This is a genomic window from Acinetobacter sp. ACZLY 512, assembly GCF_023614015.1.
GTDB lineage: Bacteria > Pseudomonadota > Gammaproteobacteria > Pseudomonadales > Moraxellaceae > Acinetobacter > Acinetobacter soli.
In genome coordinates, this window is record NZ_JAKIVI010000008.1 from 112,954 (window position 1) to 131,642 (window position 18,689).

General features: G+C 43.0%; 23 protein-coding genes, 4 tRNA genes and 1 riboswitch. Of the genes, 6 read left to right on the top strand and 21 right to left on the bottom strand.

What is annotated here, in order from left to right:
- The first annotated feature begins 46 nt into the window (after positions 1–46).
- Positions 47–526: a tRNA (cytidine(34)-2'-O)-methyltransferase gene (locus L2096_RS10400; RefSeq protein WP_048765922.1), complete on the top strand. Its 480-nt coding sequence runs from the start codon at positions 47–49 to the stop codon at positions 524–526.
- 87 nt (positions 527–613) lie between these two features.
- Here the strand turns inward: L2096_RS10400 and L2096_RS10405 are convergent, their stop codons facing one another.
- From L2096_RS10405 to rpoD, 6 genes are all read right to left on the bottom strand, one after another.
- A complete protein-coding gene (locus L2096_RS10405; protein WP_004943238.1) occupies positions 614–2,011 on the bottom strand; it encodes an APC family permease in 1,398 nt (465 codons plus the stop codon).
- A gap of 262 nt (positions 2,012–2,273) precedes the next feature.
- Positions 2,274–3,458 (bottom strand): iron-containing alcohol dehydrogenase, encoded by a 1,185-nt coding sequence (locus L2096_RS10410; protein WP_151746561.1) that lies wholly within the window; start codon positions 3,456–3,458, stop codon positions 2,274–2,276.
- A 1-nt stretch (position 3,459) separates the two neighbouring features.
- On the bottom strand, positions 3,460–3,993 hold the full coding sequence (locus tag L2096_RS10415; RefSeq protein ID WP_004941050.1) for a hypothetical protein: 534 nt from the start codon (positions 3,991–3,993) through the stop codon (positions 3,460–3,462).
- 76 nt (positions 3,994–4,069) lie between these two features.
- The gene (gene lipB, locus L2096_RS10420; protein WP_104124873.1) at positions 4,070–4,729 is read right to left on the bottom strand and encodes a lipoyl(octanoyl) transferase LipB; all 660 of its coding nucleotides are present in this window, start codon (positions 4,727–4,729) and stop codon (positions 4,070–4,072) included.
- 86 nt (positions 4,730–4,815) lie between these two features.
- Entirely contained in the window at positions 4,816–5,103 is a 288-nt protein-coding gene (locus tag L2096_RS10425) for a YbeD family protein (RefSeq protein ID WP_119026072.1), read from the bottom strand.
- Between the two features lie 104 nt (positions 5,104–5,207).
- A complete protein-coding gene (gene rpoD, locus L2096_RS10430) occupies positions 5,208–7,094 on the bottom strand; it encodes an RNA polymerase sigma factor RpoD (protein ID WP_004941043.1) in 1,887 nt (628 codons plus the stop codon).
- Between the two features lie 364 nt (positions 7,095–7,458).
- Between rpoD and L2096_RS10435 the strand changes: the two genes are divergently transcribed.
- Positions 7,459–7,671 (top strand): PA3496 family putative envelope integrity protein, encoded by a 213-nt coding sequence (locus L2096_RS10435; RefSeq protein WP_004941040.1) that lies wholly within the window; start codon positions 7,459–7,461, stop codon positions 7,669–7,671.
- Positions 7,672–7,744: 73 nt separating this feature from the next.
- Entirely contained in the window at positions 7,745–8,269 is a 525-nt protein-coding gene (locus L2096_RS10440; RefSeq protein ID WP_004941036.1) for a YecA/YgfB family protein, read from the top strand.
- Positions 8,270–8,380: 111 nt separating this feature from the next.
- Here L2096_RS10440 and tmpT read toward each other — a convergent pair whose 3' ends face one another.
- Complete coding sequence (tmpT, locus tag L2096_RS10445) at positions 8,381–9,028, bottom strand: thiopurine S-methyltransferase (protein WP_151746563.1); 648 nt, start codon at positions 9,026–9,028, stop codon at positions 8,381–8,383.
- Positions 9,029–9,065: 37 nt separating this feature from the next.
- On the bottom strand, positions 9,066–9,542 hold the full coding sequence (locus tag L2096_RS10450) for a DUF2938 family protein (protein ID WP_088459613.1): 477 nt from the start codon (positions 9,540–9,542) through the stop codon (positions 9,066–9,068).
- Positions 9,543–9,606: 64 nt separating this feature from the next.
- Here L2096_RS10450 and L2096_RS10455 point away from each other — a divergent pair, with 64 nt between their 5' ends.
- Complete coding sequence (locus L2096_RS10455) at positions 9,607–10,017, top strand: MerR family transcriptional regulator (protein WP_004941025.1); 411 nt, start codon at positions 9,607–9,609, stop codon at positions 10,015–10,017.
- A gap of 25 nt (positions 10,018–10,042) precedes the next feature.
- Here the strand turns inward: L2096_RS10455 and L2096_RS10460 are convergent, their stop codons facing one another.
- Positions 10,043–10,648, bottom strand: coding sequence for a DedA family protein (locus tag L2096_RS10460; RefSeq protein WP_151746564.1), 606 nt, complete (start codon positions 10,646–10,648; stop codon positions 10,043–10,045).
- 294 nt (positions 10,649–10,942) lie between these two features.
- Between L2096_RS10460 and L2096_RS10465 the strand changes: the two genes are divergently transcribed.
- Complete coding sequence (locus L2096_RS10465; RefSeq protein ID WP_250365374.1) at positions 10,943–11,494, top strand: GNAT family N-acetyltransferase; 552 nt, start codon at positions 10,943–10,945, stop codon at positions 11,492–11,494.
- A gap of 48 nt (positions 11,495–11,542) precedes the next feature.
- On the opposite strand, the gene trhO is transcribed toward L2096_RS10465, so the two are convergent.
- On the bottom strand, positions 11,543–12,475 hold the full coding sequence (trhO, locus tag L2096_RS10470) for an oxygen-dependent tRNA uridine(34) hydroxylase TrhO (protein ID WP_004943210.1): 933 nt from the start codon (positions 12,473–12,475) through the stop codon (positions 11,543–11,545).
- 275 nt (positions 12,476–12,750) lie between these two features.
- Between trhO and L2096_RS10475 the strand changes: the two genes are divergently transcribed.
- Positions 12,751–13,239: a DUF1289 domain-containing protein gene (locus L2096_RS10475; protein WP_250365375.1), complete on the top strand. Its 489-nt coding sequence runs from the start codon at positions 12,751–12,753 to the stop codon at positions 13,237–13,239.
- A gap of 39 nt (positions 13,240–13,278) precedes the next feature.
- Here L2096_RS10475 and ribB read toward each other — a convergent pair whose 3' ends face one another.
- The 11 genes from ribB to lolB form a co-directional block, all read right to left on the bottom strand.
- The gene (gene ribB, locus L2096_RS10480) at positions 13,279–13,938 is read right to left on the bottom strand and encodes a 3,4-dihydroxy-2-butanone-4-phosphate synthase (RefSeq protein WP_111812160.1); all 660 of its coding nucleotides are present in this window, start codon (positions 13,936–13,938) and stop codon (positions 13,279–13,281) included.
- 98 nt (positions 13,939–14,036) lie between these two features.
- Positions 14,037–14,183: riboswitch (FMN riboswitch) on the bottom strand.
- Positions 14,184–14,326: 143 nt separating this feature from the next.
- Positions 14,327–14,707 (bottom strand): aspartate 1-decarboxylase, encoded by a 381-nt coding sequence (gene panD / locus L2096_RS10485; protein ID WP_004941003.1) that lies wholly within the window; start codon positions 14,705–14,707, stop codon positions 14,327–14,329.
- A gap of 136 nt (positions 14,708–14,843) precedes the next feature.
- On the bottom strand, positions 14,844–15,425 hold the full coding sequence (gene pth / locus L2096_RS10490; RefSeq protein ID WP_004941001.1) for an aminoacyl-tRNA hydrolase: 582 nt from the start codon (positions 15,423–15,425) through the stop codon (positions 14,844–14,846).
- Positions 15,426–15,444: 19 nt separating this feature from the next.
- Positions 15,445–15,741, bottom strand: coding sequence for a 50S ribosomal protein L25 (gene rplY / locus L2096_RS10495; protein ID WP_004941000.1), 297 nt, complete (start codon positions 15,739–15,741; stop codon positions 15,445–15,447).
- A gap of 96 nt (positions 15,742–15,837) precedes the next feature.
- On the bottom strand, positions 15,838–16,791 hold the full coding sequence (locus L2096_RS10500; RefSeq protein ID WP_004929444.1) for a ribose-phosphate pyrophosphokinase: 954 nt from the start codon (positions 16,789–16,791) through the stop codon (positions 15,838–15,840).
- 37 nt (positions 16,792–16,828) lie between these two features.
- Positions 16,829–16,903: transfer RNA gene (locus L2096_RS10505), tRNA-Gln, on the bottom strand.
- Positions 16,904–16,994: 91 nt separating this feature from the next.
- Positions 16,995–17,069: transfer RNA gene (locus L2096_RS10510), tRNA-Gln, on the bottom strand.
- Positions 17,070–17,086: 17 nt separating this feature from the next.
- A tRNA-Gln gene (locus L2096_RS10515) sits at positions 17,087–17,161 on the bottom strand.
- 23 nt (positions 17,162–17,184) lie between these two features.
- Positions 17,185–17,259: transfer RNA gene (locus L2096_RS10520), tRNA-Gln, on the bottom strand.
- A 13-nt stretch (positions 17,260–17,272) separates the two neighbouring features.
- Positions 17,273–18,094 carry a 4-(cytidine 5'-diphospho)-2-C-methyl-D-erythritol kinase gene (gene ispE / locus L2096_RS10525; protein WP_250365376.1) on the bottom strand — a complete coding sequence of 274 codons (822 nt, stop codon included), beginning with the start codon at positions 18,092–18,094 and terminating at the stop codon, positions 17,273–17,275.
- A 13-nt stretch (positions 18,095–18,107) separates the two neighbouring features.
- Positions 18,108–18,689, bottom strand: coding sequence for a lipoprotein insertase outer membrane protein LolB (lolB, locus tag L2096_RS10530; protein ID WP_025094365.1), 582 nt, complete (start codon positions 18,687–18,689; stop codon positions 18,108–18,110).

Genomic DNA, 18,689 nt, shown 5'->3' on the forward strand with positions numbered 1-18,689 from the left:
TCTATTACCTGAACTTGTTTAATCTAAGTGACAAGCGAGTAGTTAAGTGATTCACGTTGTTTTGTTTGAGCCTGAAATTCCTGCCAATACCGGTAATATCATACGCTTGTGCGCCAATACAGGTGCGCAGTTGCATTTGGTACGTCCGTTAGGATTTGAGCTGGATGATAAAAAGCTTAAACGTGCTGGGCTGGATTATCACGAATATGCGCGCATGAAAATCTGGGACAATATCCAATTATGCCTAGATGATTTACAGCGTCAGGGGGTTAGCGCGGTTTTTCCTCTGACCACCAAAGGCACATCGACCCCGCATACAGTCGATTTAAATCGACCTATTGCACTATTGATGGGGCCTGAAACGCGTGGATTGCCAGAAGCGGTACGCTTAATGTTTCCTCAGGAAAACTGGATTCGTTTGCCGATGGCAGAAAATTCTCGCAGTTTAAATCTGTCTAATGCTACGGCTGTAATTGTATACGAAGCATGGCGTCAGCAAGGTTTTAAAACCTTATCGGCAGTTTAAATGGTCTAGTAAGGCGTTTATTTTGTTCTGTAGCTTAGAGCAACAGAAATAAAAAAAGGCGCGATGCGCCTTTTTTTATTTCTTGGTTTATAACTTGTCGTCAAACTCATTATGCTGAGGTGCTGAGTATTTAAAACCTTTGGTTTTATAACCTAAGTACAAAATACCAAACATCGCCCACCACAAGCCATATTTTAGCGCAGTGTCTTCAATCTCAAGCCACATGGCAAAAATACTGAAAAAGCCCAACAACGGAATGATCACAAAGTTTAAGATATCTTTAAAGTTTTTGGTGCGTCCATCACGAAGTGCATAGCGTGAAATGACCGACAGATTCACGAAGGTGAATGCTGTTAGGGCACCGAAACTGATCATTGAGATAATGATATCTAAGTCCATAAAGCCTGCAGCCAAGGCAACCACACCTACAATCATAATATTGTAAGACGGGGTATAACTGCTGCTACTGATATGGCCAAAAATCTTCTTGTTGATAATCCCGTCACGGCCCATCACGTACATCAAACGCGATACGCCTGCATGTGCCGAAATACCCGACGCCATAACGGTCACAATTGCAAAAGCCAATACGTATGACTGAAACAGTGATCCACCTACAAGCATCAAGATATCAGGCTGGGTGGCTGCAATATCAGCAAAGTAGCTTTTTGGATCGCCCGGGAAATAAATCTGGATGAAGTACGTGCTGGCAATAAAAATGACACCCGCCAACAACGCTGTCAGAAAAATTGCTTTAGGTAGCGTTTTTTCCGTATCTTTGGTTTCTTCAGCCAGTGAGCTTAATGAGTCAAATCCGGTAAACGAGAAGCATAGCAAGGTGGCACCCGTTACGATTGCACCCAAGGAGGTCAGTTCGTTCCAAAAAGGTTCGAGGCTCCAGAGCTGATAGCGTGTTTCAGCAGTCATTGGTCCGTCTGCATTTAAGCCCATCTGGAGTTTTTCATAGACCAGATAAGTAAAGACGGCAATCACAATCAATTGAACCAAAACAATCCAGCTATTGAAATGCGCGACGAATTTCGCACCACGAAGGTTCACTCCCGTCATAAATGCGGTCAGTACAATGACCCAGACCCAGTGATTCACTGATGGGAACAACGCCTGTAAATAAATGACAGCCAGAATGATGTTGACCATAGGCGAGAGCAGATAGTCCAGCCATGATGACCAGCCGACCATAAAGCCAACATTGGGATGAATCGATTTTTGCGCATAGGTGTACGCAGATCCGGAAGACGGATAGCGACGAATCATATGGCCATAACTGATCGAGGTCAGCAAGATCGCAATCAGAGCAATGATATACGATGTCGGTACATGATGATGACTTTCTTCTGATACTAGGCCAAAAGTGTCAAATAGGGTCATCGGTTGAATATAAGCCAAACCGATGATGATGATGTGCCAGAGTCCTAGCGTCTTTTGCAGTTTAGCCGCAGGTTGAGTCCCAGTGTGAGTTGTCAACGGCGTATCCTCATAATCGTTGATCAAGGATCAGTCATGTCTGTTAAGGATCGTTTGAGACGAACGATCCCCCCTATACAAAAAGTAAAGTGCGCCAATCTATCCTAAAATGGGGCCTTTTGTCAGTAACTTTGTTGAATTTTTAGCAAATTTTTTGCCAACTTGACCAGTAAAAAAAATGAATAAAAATTCATCTAAAAATAAAAGAGTCTGAACTTAAAGTAAATTCAGACTCTTAGCAAAATTATAAAAAAATGAAGAATTACCAAGCTTTTTTCAAAATCGCTTTTAGATCAGCTAAGCTCGCTTCTTTTGGGTTATAAATAATTGAGCCATCATTGAGTGCTTTTTCAGCCACTTCATCGAGCTGAGCCTCGTTTATCTTGCCTGTTTCACGTAAGGTACGTGGCAGTTTGGTCATGCTGAATAAACGATCACGCATGGCCAAAATGGTGGAAATGGCCTTGTCTGCACGTTGATTGGCTGGAGTCTGAGCGTATATATCAGCGCCAGCCAGTGGCAGCAAGAGGTCGGCAATTTTTGGACCATTCACGTCTTTGTTGTATTCAAGCACGTACGGTAAGAATAGATTCATACATAAACCGTGCGGCAAATGCGCAACTGCACCCAAAGCATGACCGAGTGAATGCACCAGACCGACCATCGAATTTGAAAAAGCAATGCCGGCCATGGTAGAGGCTTGTGCCAGTTCAAGACGGCCTTGGGCATCGTTTGGATTTTCAATGACTTGAAACAGATGCTCGCTGATTTTTTTAATTCCGGCGCTGGCGTAAGCATCGCTAATTGGATTTGCGGCTAGGCAGGTATAGGCTTCGACACAGTGGGTTAAAGCATCCATGCCAGTCATTGCAGTGAGATGAGCGGGTAACGTTAGGGTCATGCGCGGATCTAAAATGGCAGCATGTGGCATCAAATAGTTCGAAGCAAAGGCCATTTTGACATTTTTTTCCGTATCTGACACAACGGCCACCATAGTGGCCTCAGAGCCTGTACCTGAGGTGGTCGGAATAACAAAAAACGGCTTTAACGGTTTAGGTAGATTGTGGGCACCTGAATATTTTAAGAGATCATCACCGCCCTCAGAAACCAGAATATTGGTGGCTTTCGAGGTATCAATCACGGAGCCGCCACCAATGGCAATAATGGCATCACAGCCATGCTCACGATACAACTCTGCTGCACGTCGAACCGTTTGCAGGCTAGAGTCGGGTGGAACATCATCAAAAATATAACCAATTACCGTATCGGTTGAGCCAAATGCTGCTTCGATGGGTTCGAGTAACTTGTTGGCACGCACGCCTTTGTCGGTAATGATAAAGGCTTTTTTTGCGCCCAAGGTAGCCAGTTCAAACGGAATATGTTCAAGCGCGGCATGGCCAGCAATCACTTTGACAGGACAGAAAAACTCATAGTAAGGCTTGGCCATGTTAAATACTCCGTTTTAAGTATGATTGTGCGACTTTAAGATAAATATGGGCGGCGCCGGTCAATTTGTCCTTCAATGCCAGCTCGCTTGGGTACTCTTTTACTGCAAGTGAAGCCACGACTTTAGGTAAAATCAAGGCTTCCATTTTATTTAGACACCGTACCAGACGAATTGCATACGACAGATCACCATCAGCAATCATACGGTCATTGGCAAATGCCTGTGCGGTACTTTCCTGAAAAGAAAATACTAAAAAAGCATGACTTAAATGCTTAAAGGTAATGGTGAGATCGGGTTTGATGTCGGTATTGGAAAGTAACTGAAGGCGTTTATCTGGTGTTACACGCGCCACGAAAGCTGGACCATGTGGAAAAACGTTCATCGACAAAACAAAATTGGCTGGAAACTTGGCAACTTCCTGTTGAATCTCTTGATCGACTTCACTTGCCATGGCAAGCCCGCGCCCAATCACATCCATCATGAGTTTGACGTAGCTCAGCTGTAATGCAGGTTTAACGGCTTTTATTGGAATCACTCTACTTTCCCTTTGCAGTTTCTAATTTTATTTAGAGTATTTACTCTAATTGATTTTTTGATGATCGAAAAGTGATTTATCGTGTGATGACTTGTACGTCACTAAAATCTTCGCGGGATTTAAAATAGTTCACTACCTGATCGCATAACTGTTCAAAGCTAGGATACGCAGCCAGTAAGTCACATAACCGCACCATTTCGAGCCCAGCATAACCACAAGGATTAATACTTTGAAAGCCACTCAGGTCGCAATCGATATTTAAAGCCAGCCCATGATAACTGCGTCCGCGACGAATTTTAAACCCCAGTGAACCAATTTTACGGCCTGCAACATACACACCCGGGGCATCAGCTTTGGCATAAGCTTCAATGCCATAAGCTTGAAGCAGATCAATCATGAGTTGTTCAGCAAAAGAAACCAGCGTTCGGACATTCCATTTCAAACGGTTCAGATCAAATAAAAAGTAGATCACCATTTGTCCCGGACCATGCCACGTAACCTGACCGCCTCGATCAGATTGAACTACAGGAATGTCGGTTTGCAGCAAGATATGTTCTGGCTTTCCAGCTTGACCTTGAGTTAAAACAGGCTGATGTTGCAAAATCCACAATTGATCGGGAGTATCGGCATCTCGCTCATTGGTGAGGGTTTTCATTTCATCAAACAGATCGGCATAGGGATGCAACTGGGTGTATTGTCGAATGACGAGTGTAGGTTTTAAAACAGTATCATTCACAGATCGTATCTCTTCGTGTTTGAAGTGAAAGCAGAAATTAGATAGGCAAATAAAGAAAAACACGCCACAGGGCGTGTTTTAAAAGCTTAAAGTGCAGTACGAATCAGTGGGCAAGCCGCCAAATCTGCATACAGTGCGTGCACTTGTTCAAGTTCTTCAAAGCGTAATTGCGCTGTTAAAGAATGATATTTTCCTGTACGTGATGGTTGCACCTTGATTGATGCAGCATCAAATTCAGGAAAGTGCTTCTGCAAAATATCAACAACAGCTATGCGAAGCTCATCTCCTGCATTACCAATCAATTTGATTGGATAATCCATTGGAAAAACCCAAAGATGTTCTTGTAATTCACGAGAAGGAGTGCGGTCTAACATATCAGTCTCCATAGTTAATGCCTGCGAAGATGCAGGCATTAAAGTATTTGGATCTTAAATGGGGGCAGTCACCTGAGTATCAAGTGACTACGGATCAGCAGTGCTTAGTCATTTTCAAGGAATGAACGTAAGTGTTCAGAACGTGAAGGATGACGCAATTTGCGCAGTGCTTTCGCCTCAATCTGACGGATACGTTCACGTGTCACATCAAATTGTTTACCCACTTCTTCTAGCGTATGATCCGTTGGCATGTCGATACCAAAGCGCATTTTCAAGACTTTTGCTTCACGTTCAGTCAAGTTTTCAAGCACTTCACGTGTTGCTTCTTTTAAGCCTTCCGAGGTTGCCGCATCAACTGGTGAAGTGATGTTTGAATCCTCGATAAAATCACCCAAATGCGAATCTTCGTCATCACCGATTGGTGTCTCCATCGAAATCGGTTCTTTGGCGATTTTAAGCACTTTACGGACTTTTACTTCGTCCATTTCCAAACGTTCACCCAGTTCTTCAGGTGTCGGTTCACGGCCCATTTCTTGCAGAAGCTGGCGAGATACACGGTTGATCTTGTTAATGGTTTCAATCATGTGTACCGGAATACGGATGGTACGTGCTTGGTCGGCGATCGAACGAGTAATGGCCTGACGAATCCACCATGTTGCATAGGTCGAAAATTTATAACCACGACGGTATTCAAATTTATCAACTGCTTTCATCAAGCCGATGTTACCTTCTTGAATGAGATCAAGGAATTGCAAACCACGGTTGGTGTACTTTTTCGCAATTGAAATGACCAGACGCAAGTTGGCTTCAACCATTTCTTTCTTGGCACGACGTGCTTTGGCTTCACCAACAGCCATACGTTTAGCAATTTCTTTGATCTCGCGAACGTTTAGATCCAGATCTTTCTCGATTTCAGCAATTTTTTGCTGGAAAGCCAAGATGTCTGGGCGCACCTTTTCAAGATGGCCTTTGGTTTCGGCTGGTGCTTTTGCAATCTGTTCTTCAAGCCAACTTGGGTTTGACTCTTGTCCCGGGAATGTAGTACGGAACTGGGTACGATCCATGCGACCACGGCGGACAGCATAACGCATCACTTCACGTTCGTTAGAACGAATCTGCTCGTGTGTACCGCGAATCATCTCAGAGATAATATCAAACAGGCGAGGCGTGAACTTAAACATCATGAACACAGTGGCCAAAGACTCAAGTGCAGCTTTGGCTTCGTCGCTGTTACGGCCATGTTTGGCAATCACAGATTTGGTGTTGTTCCACGCAGCTTCGAGTTCTTCAAAGCGAACTTTTGCAATTTCTGGATCTGGGCCTGAATCACCTTCTGAGTCGTCATCGCTTTCAGACTCTTCCTCTTCTTCATCCTCGTCATCGAGCTTGACCTCTTTGGTCGATTTAGTCGATGCATCATCGTCTTGATCAATCTCGGCTTCTTCTTCCAGAACTTCTGGAATCTCTTCGTCTGATTCAGGATCAAGATAACCAGACAAAATGTCGGCTAGACGGCGTTCGCCAGTCACATAATCATTATATTCTTGTAATACAACTTCAACGGCATTTGGCCAGTAAGCAATCGAATGAAGAACGTCACGAATACCTTCTTCAATACGTTTTGCAATGCTGATTTCGCCTTCGCGCGTTAAGAGTTCAACCGTTCCCATTTCACGCATGTACATACGTACAGGGTCTGTTGTACGGCCCGGTTCATTTTCCACAGACGCAAGTACAGCTGCAGCTTCTTCTTCTGCAACTTCATCGGCTTCTGTCGAATCACCGAACATCGTATCATCAGATTCAGGTGCACGTTCATGCACAGGAATACCAACGTCTTGAAGCATCTGGATAATGTCTTCAATCTGTTCGCTTTCTGTGATTGAGTCTGGGAGATGATCGTTAACCTCAGCGTAGGTTAAGTAACCTTGTTCTTTGCCTCGGCTAATCAGAGCCGCTACTTGAGAAGTAGGGGAATGCATATCGCTCATCTTTGCTTACTCTTCGTTGAATCTGTGGCAGTAAAAAACCGTGCATGATAGCACAATTCGCTATAAATGTTTTCAATTTGATCGATCAGATATAAATGAAAAAAATCTTTGATTTCACAGCTATTTTTTGAATATTGGGACAAAACGAATGTTTTTCAAGTGCAATGCCTGTTTATTTTTTCTTCCTGCTTCGCACATGATTCTCAACACTATCAAGACTTTTCTGAATATACAATTTTTTTGACGAAAAAAAATTCAAAAACCCTGAATTTATGAAAAAAAATAAATAAAACTTGACAAGGATTTTAAAGGGCGATAAATAGCGCCTAGAACATTCACATTTTTTCATTATGAGGTAGTTTTAGTGTCTTCTACAGATTTTGAATTAGATGATAACTACGGTGATGATGATGATGTTAGTTTTGATGAAGCATCAGGCAAAATCAGTGCCAAAGAATCATTAGAAAAGCGTCGTTTGATTGACGATCTACTCGCGCAGCGTCGATTGGAGCGTGAGCTGAAAGATTTTGATTATGATCTTGATGATGATGATCTTGATGACGACGACGAAGACTAACATAAATCAGATGTAGTCCATCTACGGCTGAAAATGATATGCTACAGCCTATTTTTATGAAATTGGATACACAATGAGTACTTTGAATTTAGACCTATTGAGCGATTATCTTGACGGTGACCAAAACGAATACGGTCTGGATTTTGCAGCTACTCATGGTTTTTTGTGTGCCATTGCGGTTGGACCACAGTTTGACCGCTGGTTAAATGAATTGTTTGAAGGCAATCAGAAAAGTGTGCCAACAGCAATCATTGAACAGATCAACATTTGGCTTGATCAGATTCGCCAAAATCTGGCTAATGAAGAAGGAATCGAGTTTCCTTTTGAAATTGAAGAAGCCGACACCGAGTCAAGTTTGGGCGACTGGAGCGTTGGTTTTGTCGATGCGATGTTTCTCAACGAAGATGCATGGTTTACACCAGAGCATGAAGAGCAATTGGTCGATTTGACTTTGCCGATTATGGTGTTCAGTGGCATTGATGAAGAAGATCCACAAATGGAATCGTTCCGTCGTAATGGTCAGTTGATGGATGAGCTGGCAGAAGAAATTCCAGAGAACCTAAACGAATTGTATTTGATGTACCATACACCCAACTAAAACGTTTTCGTGCTGCTTTTCGTCAAGTAGTTAAACGCAATGTTTGGCTTATTGGTTTAAAGCTGCGACTTGAACACACAAAAAACACCTCTAAAGAGGTGTTTTTTATTTTCATTTAGCGCGTAAATACCAGATTTTTTCTTGCGCTTGTCGTCCTTTGTGTTGTTCTGATAATTCCACATGCGCCAGTTGTCGAATTGAATATTGCGATGCATAAAGCTGTTCAATTTCTCCTGCCTCTACCGAGAAAGGCGGGCCTTGAAAACTGTCTTGATCATACTGGTAACTCACCAGAAGCTGCACTGCGCCTTGAGTTATATCGATCAGATGCTGTGCGTAGCGGGCACGCATTTCAGGCGGTAATGCAATTAAGGCTGCGCGGTCATAAATTGCATCGATCTGCCCAATCTCTACATTGGATACATCGAAAAAATCACCAACAAAAAGATCGATTTCTGGATGATGATAGTGAACACATGCTTTAAGCTGTTTTTGTTCAAATACAATGCCCAGATCATCTTTCAACTGTTGCATCAAAGCATGAATTGCAACAGGACTCAGCTCAATCGCCACCACGCGAAAACCTTGCATGAGCAACCAGCCTATATCCAAAGTTTTCCCACTTAAAGGCACCAAAATACGAGCATGTGGCTGAAGTGTTAAAGTAGGTAAATACTGAATTAAGTAATCATTGGGCTGTGGCTGATGAAAACCAATTCGATTTTCTTGCCAGCGTTGATGCCAAAAATCTTGTTGCATGCCACTATCCTTTATTTAAAGTATAAGTTGTAACGAGTTAAACCACGTTATTGAATAGATGAATTGCTAAATATAGTCCTATACCAAATACACCATGAGCAAAAACACTTTTAAGTCGCGCTTGCCACGCAGAGGGCACTCGTCGCGCAGCAATTCCAAATCCGAAACAAGGCTGCATTATAAAAAAGGGTATAAGCACGGTGAATAAACCAAATCCCACAGCACAAAAGAACAGAGGTTGCTGTTCGCTAGGGATTGCTAAATAATAAAGACCAGCAAAGCCTACACCAATCATATAATGTGCGAGCCAGCCCACCCATTTTTCATGGGTAAGTCGAGCTGAGTTAATGATATTACGATGACAAAAAAATCCTTTTGGCATAGATAAAAGCCACCGACCAACCAATGAATAGTCCAGCGATTGCACTCCAAACCAAAACTTTAACGCTACGCTAGAAAGATCCATAAAGATTGTTGCAGCCACACCGATCCAGAAAATATATACCACTTCCATTATTGCTTTAGCCTGATAAAGTAAGATACTACAGTCTACAAATTGAAGTGAACTTCAAGTCAAGATGAATGAGATCACGATTTCAACGCTTGTCCGTCAGACCGGATTAACAAGCTCAGCGCTGCGATATTATGAACGCATGGGCTTAATTCGTTCTATTGGGCGTAAAGGTTTGCAACGCGTCTTTTCTGAGCAGGTGTTAGAACAACTCGCTTTGATTGAATTAGGTAAAAAAGCAGGATTTAGTATTGCTGAAATTAAAGCCATGTTGGGGCGGCCAGATTCACAGGTAGATAAATTAAAACTTGAGGAAAAAGCACAGGAACTGGAGCAGAAAATAAGAGAACTTGAATCGCTCAGAAAAATGCTAAACCATGCCACGCAGTGTAGTTTTATCAATCCGTTGGAGTGCCCAAAGTTCAAGCGCATCATGGCATTGTCCAAAGCTGGATCAGTTTTAATCACTAAAGATTAAGATATCGAAGTGAAATAAACTATATTTAAGCTTTGTGTTTGAAGAATTTTCTATACAACCACATCAAACCTAACACTGCAACAATTGCCAAAATGACATATCCCACACGATGCATGATTGCAAACATGAGTGCTTGATTTTCACCAAAGTAAAAGCCCACACAAGCTAAAAATGTGGTCCAGATCAGTGTACCCAAGCTACTGTAGAGCATAAATTTCCAAAAGGGCATATGACTCATGCCAGCCGGAATACTAATGAGGGAGCGAACAGCCGGAATCATGCGTCCGAAAAAGACAATTCTGTGACCATAATGCTCAAACCATTCAAGTGCCTTGTGTACGTCTTTGCGCTTAATGAATAGATATTTGCCATAACGGTCTACAAGTTTAAATAAAGATTCTTGAGAAATCTTACGACCCAAAGCATACAAAACGGCTGCGGCAACAATCGAACCAAAGCTGCCAGCAACAATCACACCGACAATCTGTAACTGACCACGTGAGGCGGTATAGCCTGCACTGGGCATAATAATTTCAGAGGGAATAGGAGGGAAAACATTGTCTAGAAACATTAAGAAGGCGATACCCAAATAGCCTAAACGTTCAATAATCTGTATGACCCAATTTTCCATAGAATTGAATTGGTAAATAAAAAGATAGTAATGACAGTGCTTTGGATTTCAAAGATTTGTTATGTAAATTTATACATCGGCCTGATAAGATGCTCAAAAATGCTGAGGCGTAATTTACGATCGAGTGTCGTATCAAGCGTACTGTCAGCAGTAAATCCTGCTGTCAAATTGTAAATATTGCGCTATTTGTTGGGTGAATCGTATAAGGTAAAACGGTAAAACCACCATATAAACTTTTGTTTTAATCCAAATGAAAAAACCAATTAAAAAGTCAAATGATCTAAAGGCATCAGCATGCAAAAAATAGAAATAACGCAAGCAACTCCGCAAGATTTAGATTGGATCGTCGCGCTTTACCAAGCCAATACCAAACAACAGCTTCAGCAGCCAGTGCAGGGCTTTGTGCAGGATAATCCGCATTTTGAGCAGTTGGCACAAAAATGGATTGAGTCTTCATCGATTTATAAAGCTGAAATTGGGCAGCAGCCTGCAGGTTTTCTGGTACTTCAGCAGATGCATTCAATGAATGGCCCTGAAATTATTCAGTATATTCATCAACATGCCGATATCTTGGTGTTGAATGAACGCCATCTGGCCGATATGCGTTATGCCACGTATGGACCCATTTTAGTTCATCATGATTATCGGGGCATGGGTGTTGCTAAGCGCTTATATGATCAGGCGATCCAAGATTTAAAACAGCAATCTTTTGATGCCTTGATTGCTTTTATTGATTTTGAAAATTCTACCTCGCTAAAAGTACATATCGACGGATTGGGCATGCGTATTATCGATAAAGTTGTACTTGCTTCAGGTCAGTTTTATATCATTGGTCAGGTCGTATAGAAACAAAAAAGCCGAAACAGTGTTTCGGCTTTATGATGTATTGATGAATTAAAGACGTTTACGTTTCGCGGCTGCAATTTGTGATTGACGCATACGGAAACCTTCTTTTTGTTTTTCTGTGGTTTTGTCTATGCAGTATACACACGATACGCCGTGTTCATAACTTGGAAGCGCCACCTCTTCAGGTGTGAGCGGCCAGCCACATGCATGGCATTTTACATTTTGGCCTTCTTCGACACCGTGAGTGACTGCTGTACGGCCATCAAACACGAAACATTCACCTTCCCACATGCTTTCTTCGGCAGGTGTTTCCTCTAAGTACTTTAAAATGCCGCCTTTAAGGTGATACACCTCTTCAAAACCTTCTTGGAGCAATAAGGAGGTTGATTTTTCACAGCGAATCCCGCCCGTACAAAACATCGCAATCTTTTTATCTTTATGCTGTTCCAGATTCTTTTTCACATAATCTGGAAACTCACGGAAAGTTTCTGTTTTAGGATCGATCGCGCCTTTAAATGTCCCGGCCTTGTACTCATAATCATTTCGGGTATCAATCAGAATAACATCGTCACGACGGATCAAATCATTCCACTCTTTTGGATCTAAATAATGTCCAACCAGATCACGTGGCTTCACTTCCACACCCAAAGTTACAATTTCTTGTTTGAGTTTGATTTTCATTTTTCGAAATGGCTTGTCTGAGCTATGCGATTCTTTGTATTCCATCGCATTGAAGCCTTCATTCAATAAAAACTGACGAATAGTATCAATTGCGTGGCGATCACCTGCAACGGTACCGTTAATGCCTTCACTCGCTACGATTAGAGTTCCACACAGATTGATGGTTTTGACCAGATCAAGAAGACGTTGTTGCAAATCTGCAGCATCGGCTACTTCTTTAAATTGGTACAACGCGGCAACCACCCAATCATTGGTCGCTTGCTGTTCTACAGGTGCAAGCTGTTCTACAGTAGCGTTCATGGAAAACTCCAAACATAGATAACAAAAATTTAGGCGCATATTCTAGCTCGAATTTTTCCAATTGGCGAGAATTCAATACATTTTATAGGGATTTATTTGTCTAAGATGGAATATGTAAAAATGCCTAAGTTTTATTCAAAATCACAGGATGGATTTTAAAGTTTAAAGACTAAATATTGTGTTTTTTTAGATAAAGCATACAATATATAGTAGTTTTTGGCGTTTATGAATCATCCTATAAACGCGTATTGTAATTAATCGATAGGGAGATAAGTGTGACGCAAGATCGACGCATTACCACTTTGACGCCTTGTGCGGGGCGCTGTTCGACGACGTTTGGAGATAACGTCTGCCGTGGTTGTCGTCGTTTTAGCCATGAAATTATTCATTGGAACAGTTACACCCCAGAGCAGCAATTAAGCATCTGGACACGTCTAGACATTCAGTTAGATCAGATTCTAATTCCGATGCTCCCTCATGCCAATCTGGCGCAAGCTTTCGCGTTTCTCAAATTAAAGCGCGTACGTCTGTTTGAGCATGCATCTACTGGCCGCACTTTGTATCATGCCTTGAAAGTGTGCGAAAAAAATATCTATCTGGCCGATGAAAGTGGTCTAGGGATTCAAAGTCACCAAGTCAAACCGCTCTGGCAAGAGTTTGAACGTCGCATTTTATCCTTGGCTCAGGCCAGCTATGATTTTGCATGGTTACGTGCCGATGGCATGAAACAACACTTACTCGAAACGGTAGAAAACGACTTTTAAAAAAAGCCCGATGACGGGCTTTTTTTTGATCTGATGATCTTAAATTTGATGCTTTAGGCGATACTGCACCAATTCTTCAATGGTAATTACGGTCAAATGATGAGTTTGTGCATAGGCCAACACCTGAATACCTGCTGCCATTGTGCCATCTGGATTGGTCAATTCACATAACACGCCCGAAGGTTTTAAGCCTGCCAAACGCGCCAGATCAATTGTGGCTTCGGTATGACCACGGCGAGCCAATACGCCACCATCACGCGCGCGCAAAGGGAAGACATGGCCTGGACGATTTAGATCACTGGCGACCGCACCATCTTTAATGGCAGCTTGAATGGTGGTAACACGGTCTTTGGCTGAAACGCCTGTGGTGACGCCATGTGCAGCCTCAATTGTGACGGTAAAGGCGGTATGAAACTGGCTGGAATTGTTTTGTACCATAGGAGGCAGCTCCAGATGATCGGCCAGTTGTTCTGAGAGGCAAAAACACACAATGCCTGAACCGTCTCGAATCATACGCGCCATGGTCTCTACATTGAGAGTTTCGGCTGCCACAATCAGATCGGCTTCATTTTCACGATCAAAATCGTCCATCACCAATACCGGTTTTCCGGCACGCATATCTTCAAGTGCTTGCTGAATACGTTGTTCGGCTGGAGAGAGGGCAGAGAAGAAAATTTCGGGTTGAATCAAACTAGACATATGAAATGCTCACGTAATGGACTGTACGGTTAAACATTTCAGGACTGATGAGAAATGGGGGCGCAGCAATACCACCCCAAAATGGTGGTATCGTAAAACGTCGTCTTCTTTCATCCGGACTATACCGTCGGCTCTGGAATTACACCAGATCTGCGCTGAAAGCATGACTCACTTTGCTGCGCTCGCGGGCTTGCTCGTGCTGAGCTTACCGCCGGTGGGGAATTGCACCCCGCCCTGAAGCGATGTGTGAATAGTATAGCGTTTTTTGCATGATTTCCGAGAGCCTTTTTTAGAACAATCAGTTCTATGCATAGTGTAAATTTTGCTTTGCCAAGCGGTACAAACACAAAAAAGCCCGCAGATTGCGGGCCTTTGAGCGTACAGTCATTTAAGCGACTTGTACCGGAATGCAGTTTGCCGTGTGGTTGACGGTATTATCTGGATTTGCATACACTAAACGCGGTTTGTGCGCATTTGCTTCCACTTCGGTAAAGTCACCAAAGGTTGCAATAATAACTAGATCACCTACATCTGCCTGATGTGCAGCGCCACCATTCACCGAAATAATGCCTGAACGTTCTTCACCACGAATGGCATAAGTGGTAAAGCGTTTGCCATTGGTGACATTCCAGACATGAATTTCTTCATATTCACGTATCCCTGCCAAATCCATCAAGACACCATCAATCGCACAAGAGCCTTCATAATGAAGTTCGGCATGTGTGACTACGGCACGGTGAATTTTGCATTTTAATAATCGAGATAGCATGGCCAGCGTCTCCTGAGTTGACATAAGCGTCTGATCTTGTCCTTGAATCGGCACACGTTCACATCATTGTGAGCGAGTATGCGCATTTTGCTCTGATTCAAATCGCATGGCAAGCCTGATTGTTCAACAATTTATGCTAATTTGGCTTATATGCATTAATTTGGTTCATGGCTTGAGAGATTTGGCCGTCGACCAACAGTCTTAACTTTGACAAGGCATGATGAATGGCATCGTCCATAAGGCTCTGTTCGCTTTGTGGTGCTTTACCCAAAACGTGCCCAGAAACGCGATCTTTCGATCCAGGATGACCGATTCCAATTCTTAAGCGGTGAAAGTTTGGCCCAATATGCGGCACAATATCACGTAAACCATTATGACCACCGTGTCCGCCGCCTGTTTTTAAGCGAATCACACCTGGGTCCATATCTAGTTCGTCATGCGCAATCAGAATAGATTCAGGGGGAATTTGATAAAACTTTGAAAAAGGAACAACACTTTGTCCCGAACGATTCATGAAGGTCGTTGGAATTAAAAGACGAACATCGTGTCCTTCAATTTGGCCCCGTCCTGTATATCCATGAAACTTTGGATCTTTTTTTAATGTAATGTGATACTGATCTGCAAGTTGCTCAACAAACCAGAATCCTGCATTATGACGGGTCTGGGCGTATTCCGTTCCCGGATTACCCAGACCAACAATTAGCGAAATCTTAGACACTAATTTACGCCTTGAACACTTATGCGCGTTTGAAGTCAGCGTGCATAGGCGTGTTTTTAGCAGGGTGACGTTGTAACGCTTGGATTTTCACGTTTTCAACTTTGTCACCAAGTTTGATTTCAACAACTTCTTCAAAGAAAGCGTTGTTATCAAGCGCTTTAACAAGTTCACGAAGTTCGATTGTTACTGCTACAGGCTCAGCTTCACCACCATAGATGATTGCTGGAACAAGCGCTTCGCGACGAAGGCGGCGGCTCGCACCTTTCCCTTGCTTGTCTTCGTTACGCGCAGTAGCGTTAAGTACAAAATTTGCCATGAGATAAATCCTCATTAAAGTAAAATAAACTAAACTTGCGACCAGTTTAGTGATAGAAAACCCCAGCCAAGGCCAGGGTTTGAAAAATTCGGGCTATTATAGATAACTATCAAACATCGCGCTAATAGATTCTTCGTTATTAATACGACGAATTGTTTCAGCGACCATGCTTGCTACAGATACTTGGCGGATTTTGCCTAAATTCAATGCTTCAGGAGAAAGCGGAATGGTGTCAGTGACTACCAATTCGTCAAGCACAGAATTTTGCAAGTTTTCTAATGCCTTACCTGATAAAACAGGGTGAGTGGCATAAGCAACAACGCGACGAGCACCAAATTGTTTCAGTGCATCGGCAGCTTTGCAAAGTGTACCGGCAGTATCAACCATATCGTCAACAATGACACAGTCACGATCTTTCACATCACCAATCAAATGCATCACTTGTGATTCATTTGCTTTTTGACGACGTTTGTCGATGATTGCAAGGTCGATATCACCCATTTGTTTTGCAACAGCGCGTGCACGTACCACACCACCAACGTCAGGTGAAACCACCATCAAGTTGTCATGCGATTGCTGACGCAAATCTGCAAGCAGGGCAGGCGTACCGTAGATGTTGTCGACAGGGATATCGAAGAAGCCTTGGATCTGGTCAGCATGAAGGTCGATCATGACAACACGGTCTACACCCACAGTGGTTAGCATATCTGCAACAACTTTTGCGGTAATAGGAACACGTGCTGAACGCGGACGACGATCTTGACGAGCATAGCCAAAATACGGAATAACAGCGGTAATACGACCAGCGCTAGCGCGACGTAATGCATCTGCCATCACCAAGATTTCCATCAGGTTATCATTGGTTGGAGCACATGTAGGCTGTACGATGAAAACGTCTTTACCACGAACATTTTCAGTAATTTCTACTGAAATTTCCCCATCAGAAAAGTGACCGACTGAAGCAGCACCGAGAGGAATATGTAAATGGCTTACGACTTTCTGGGCGAACTGTGGATGAGCATTTCCACTAAAAACGACAAGATTGGGCATGAAGCACCCTTGGCGGTTGGCATGTAATGAATTTGGATGGCAGGGGCGGCTGGATTCGAACCAACGGATGGCGAGATCAAAACCCGCTGCCTTACCACTTGGCGACGCCCCTAATGCGGCAGAACTTTAATATTTTTGCCCGCTAATGTCAAGGAAATTGAGTATTAACGTGACAGTAAATTCAGTCTGACTTTATAAAGATATGGCAGGGGCGGCTGGATTCGAACCAACGGATGGCGAGATCAAAACCCGCTGCCTTACCACTTGGCGACGCCCCTAAAGTTGAAATCTGTAATGGCAGGGGCGGCTGGATTCGAACCAACGGATGGCGAGATCAAAACCCGCTGCCTTACCACTTGGCGACGCCCCTATTACAGAATTCTCAGGTGAAGATGGCAGGGGCGGCTGGATTCGAACCAACGGATGGCGAGATCAAAACCCGCTGCCTTACCACTTGGCGACGCCCCTAAATATCATTCTTTTACAAACATAAAGGAGATTGTTTTAACCCGTGAACCACATAAGCTTTACATGGGGCATGAGTAACAATTTCGTTCACATTCATATCGGAAGTGACCTCAGTAAAAACACAGGCACCTGTTCCTGTAAGCTGTGCAGAACCGAACTGATCGAGATACTGCATCGCTTCTTCTACTTCTGGATATAGGCTTCTAGCAAGTGCTTCAAAGTTATTTCCAAAATCAGAAGGCTTCATCTGATAGGCGCAAAATGTAGTGCGCTTAGAATCTCTTGTCAATGTTTTTTGCGAAAAAAGCAGTTGAGTGCTGATAAAACAGTCAGGTTTTAAAATAATGTATTGTTTTTGATCTAAATCTACAAAAGTAAGCTTTTCTCCGACTCCTTCGGCCCATGCATTTTTTCCATAAACAAAAATCGGGACATCTGCACCCAGACTTAAACCTAAATCTGCCAATTGATCAATTGTTAGGCTGCATTCCCAAAGGCTATTGAGTACCCGTAAGGTGGTGGCTGCATTGGATGATCCGCCACCTAGCCCTGCACCCATGGGAATATTTTTTTCTATCAAGATGTGTAAGCCACAGTATTTTGTTGCATATGGTTTGAGCAGTTGTGCGGCCCGGTAGATTAAATTTTGTGTCAGATCGACCTGCGCAATTCCCTCAATTTCAATTTCATGCTTGTCGTTTAATGGCGTAAAGGTGAGCCAATCATACAAATCAATCAGTTGAAAAATGCTTTGCAATTCATGATAGCCGTCGCTGCGACGGCCCGTGATATGTAAAAACAGATTCAGTTTTGCAGGTGAAGGAACGCGCATCATAAGGGGATTTGACTTAACGATTTTGAATAAGCATTGTAATACGATTTTCCTGATTATCGGCAAGCGCTTGCTTTAAAATCAGTTTGTTGGGAAGTTTTTGTTGATCGTTATAACTTAATGACACATCCCAACCATCTTCAACAATATTGGTTACACGGCCATTTTGATCTTGTGTCGTCTTTGCAGACATTGTGGCAGGTCGGGCTTGTACCCAGTTCACCAAATGCGTAATCGGAGCTTGCCAGCCAGTTGCACGCTGTAACAGCTCTTCAGGCGTTTGGGCAGTAATCAAGCCAGTTTTGGCGCTGTTTAAGCTCACTTGTCCGGGTTTGCCTGTAATTTGAGTTTTACCAACCCCTAAAATACCGCTGAGCTCAATATCAAATTGATCTTGATGCTGAGACCAAGTAAAAAAGGCGCTGCCAGACTGTTTTGGGGTGCGAACACCAATTTTACCTTGTAAATCAAATTCATTAAGCTGTTCAGTTTGATTCTGAGTAGCCGGTGATTGCGATTTGACGATGTGCTGACAACCGGTAAAAAATAACGCGCTCGAGCAGCATAGGGCAAGGGAAAGACGAGATGTGGTAAGCAT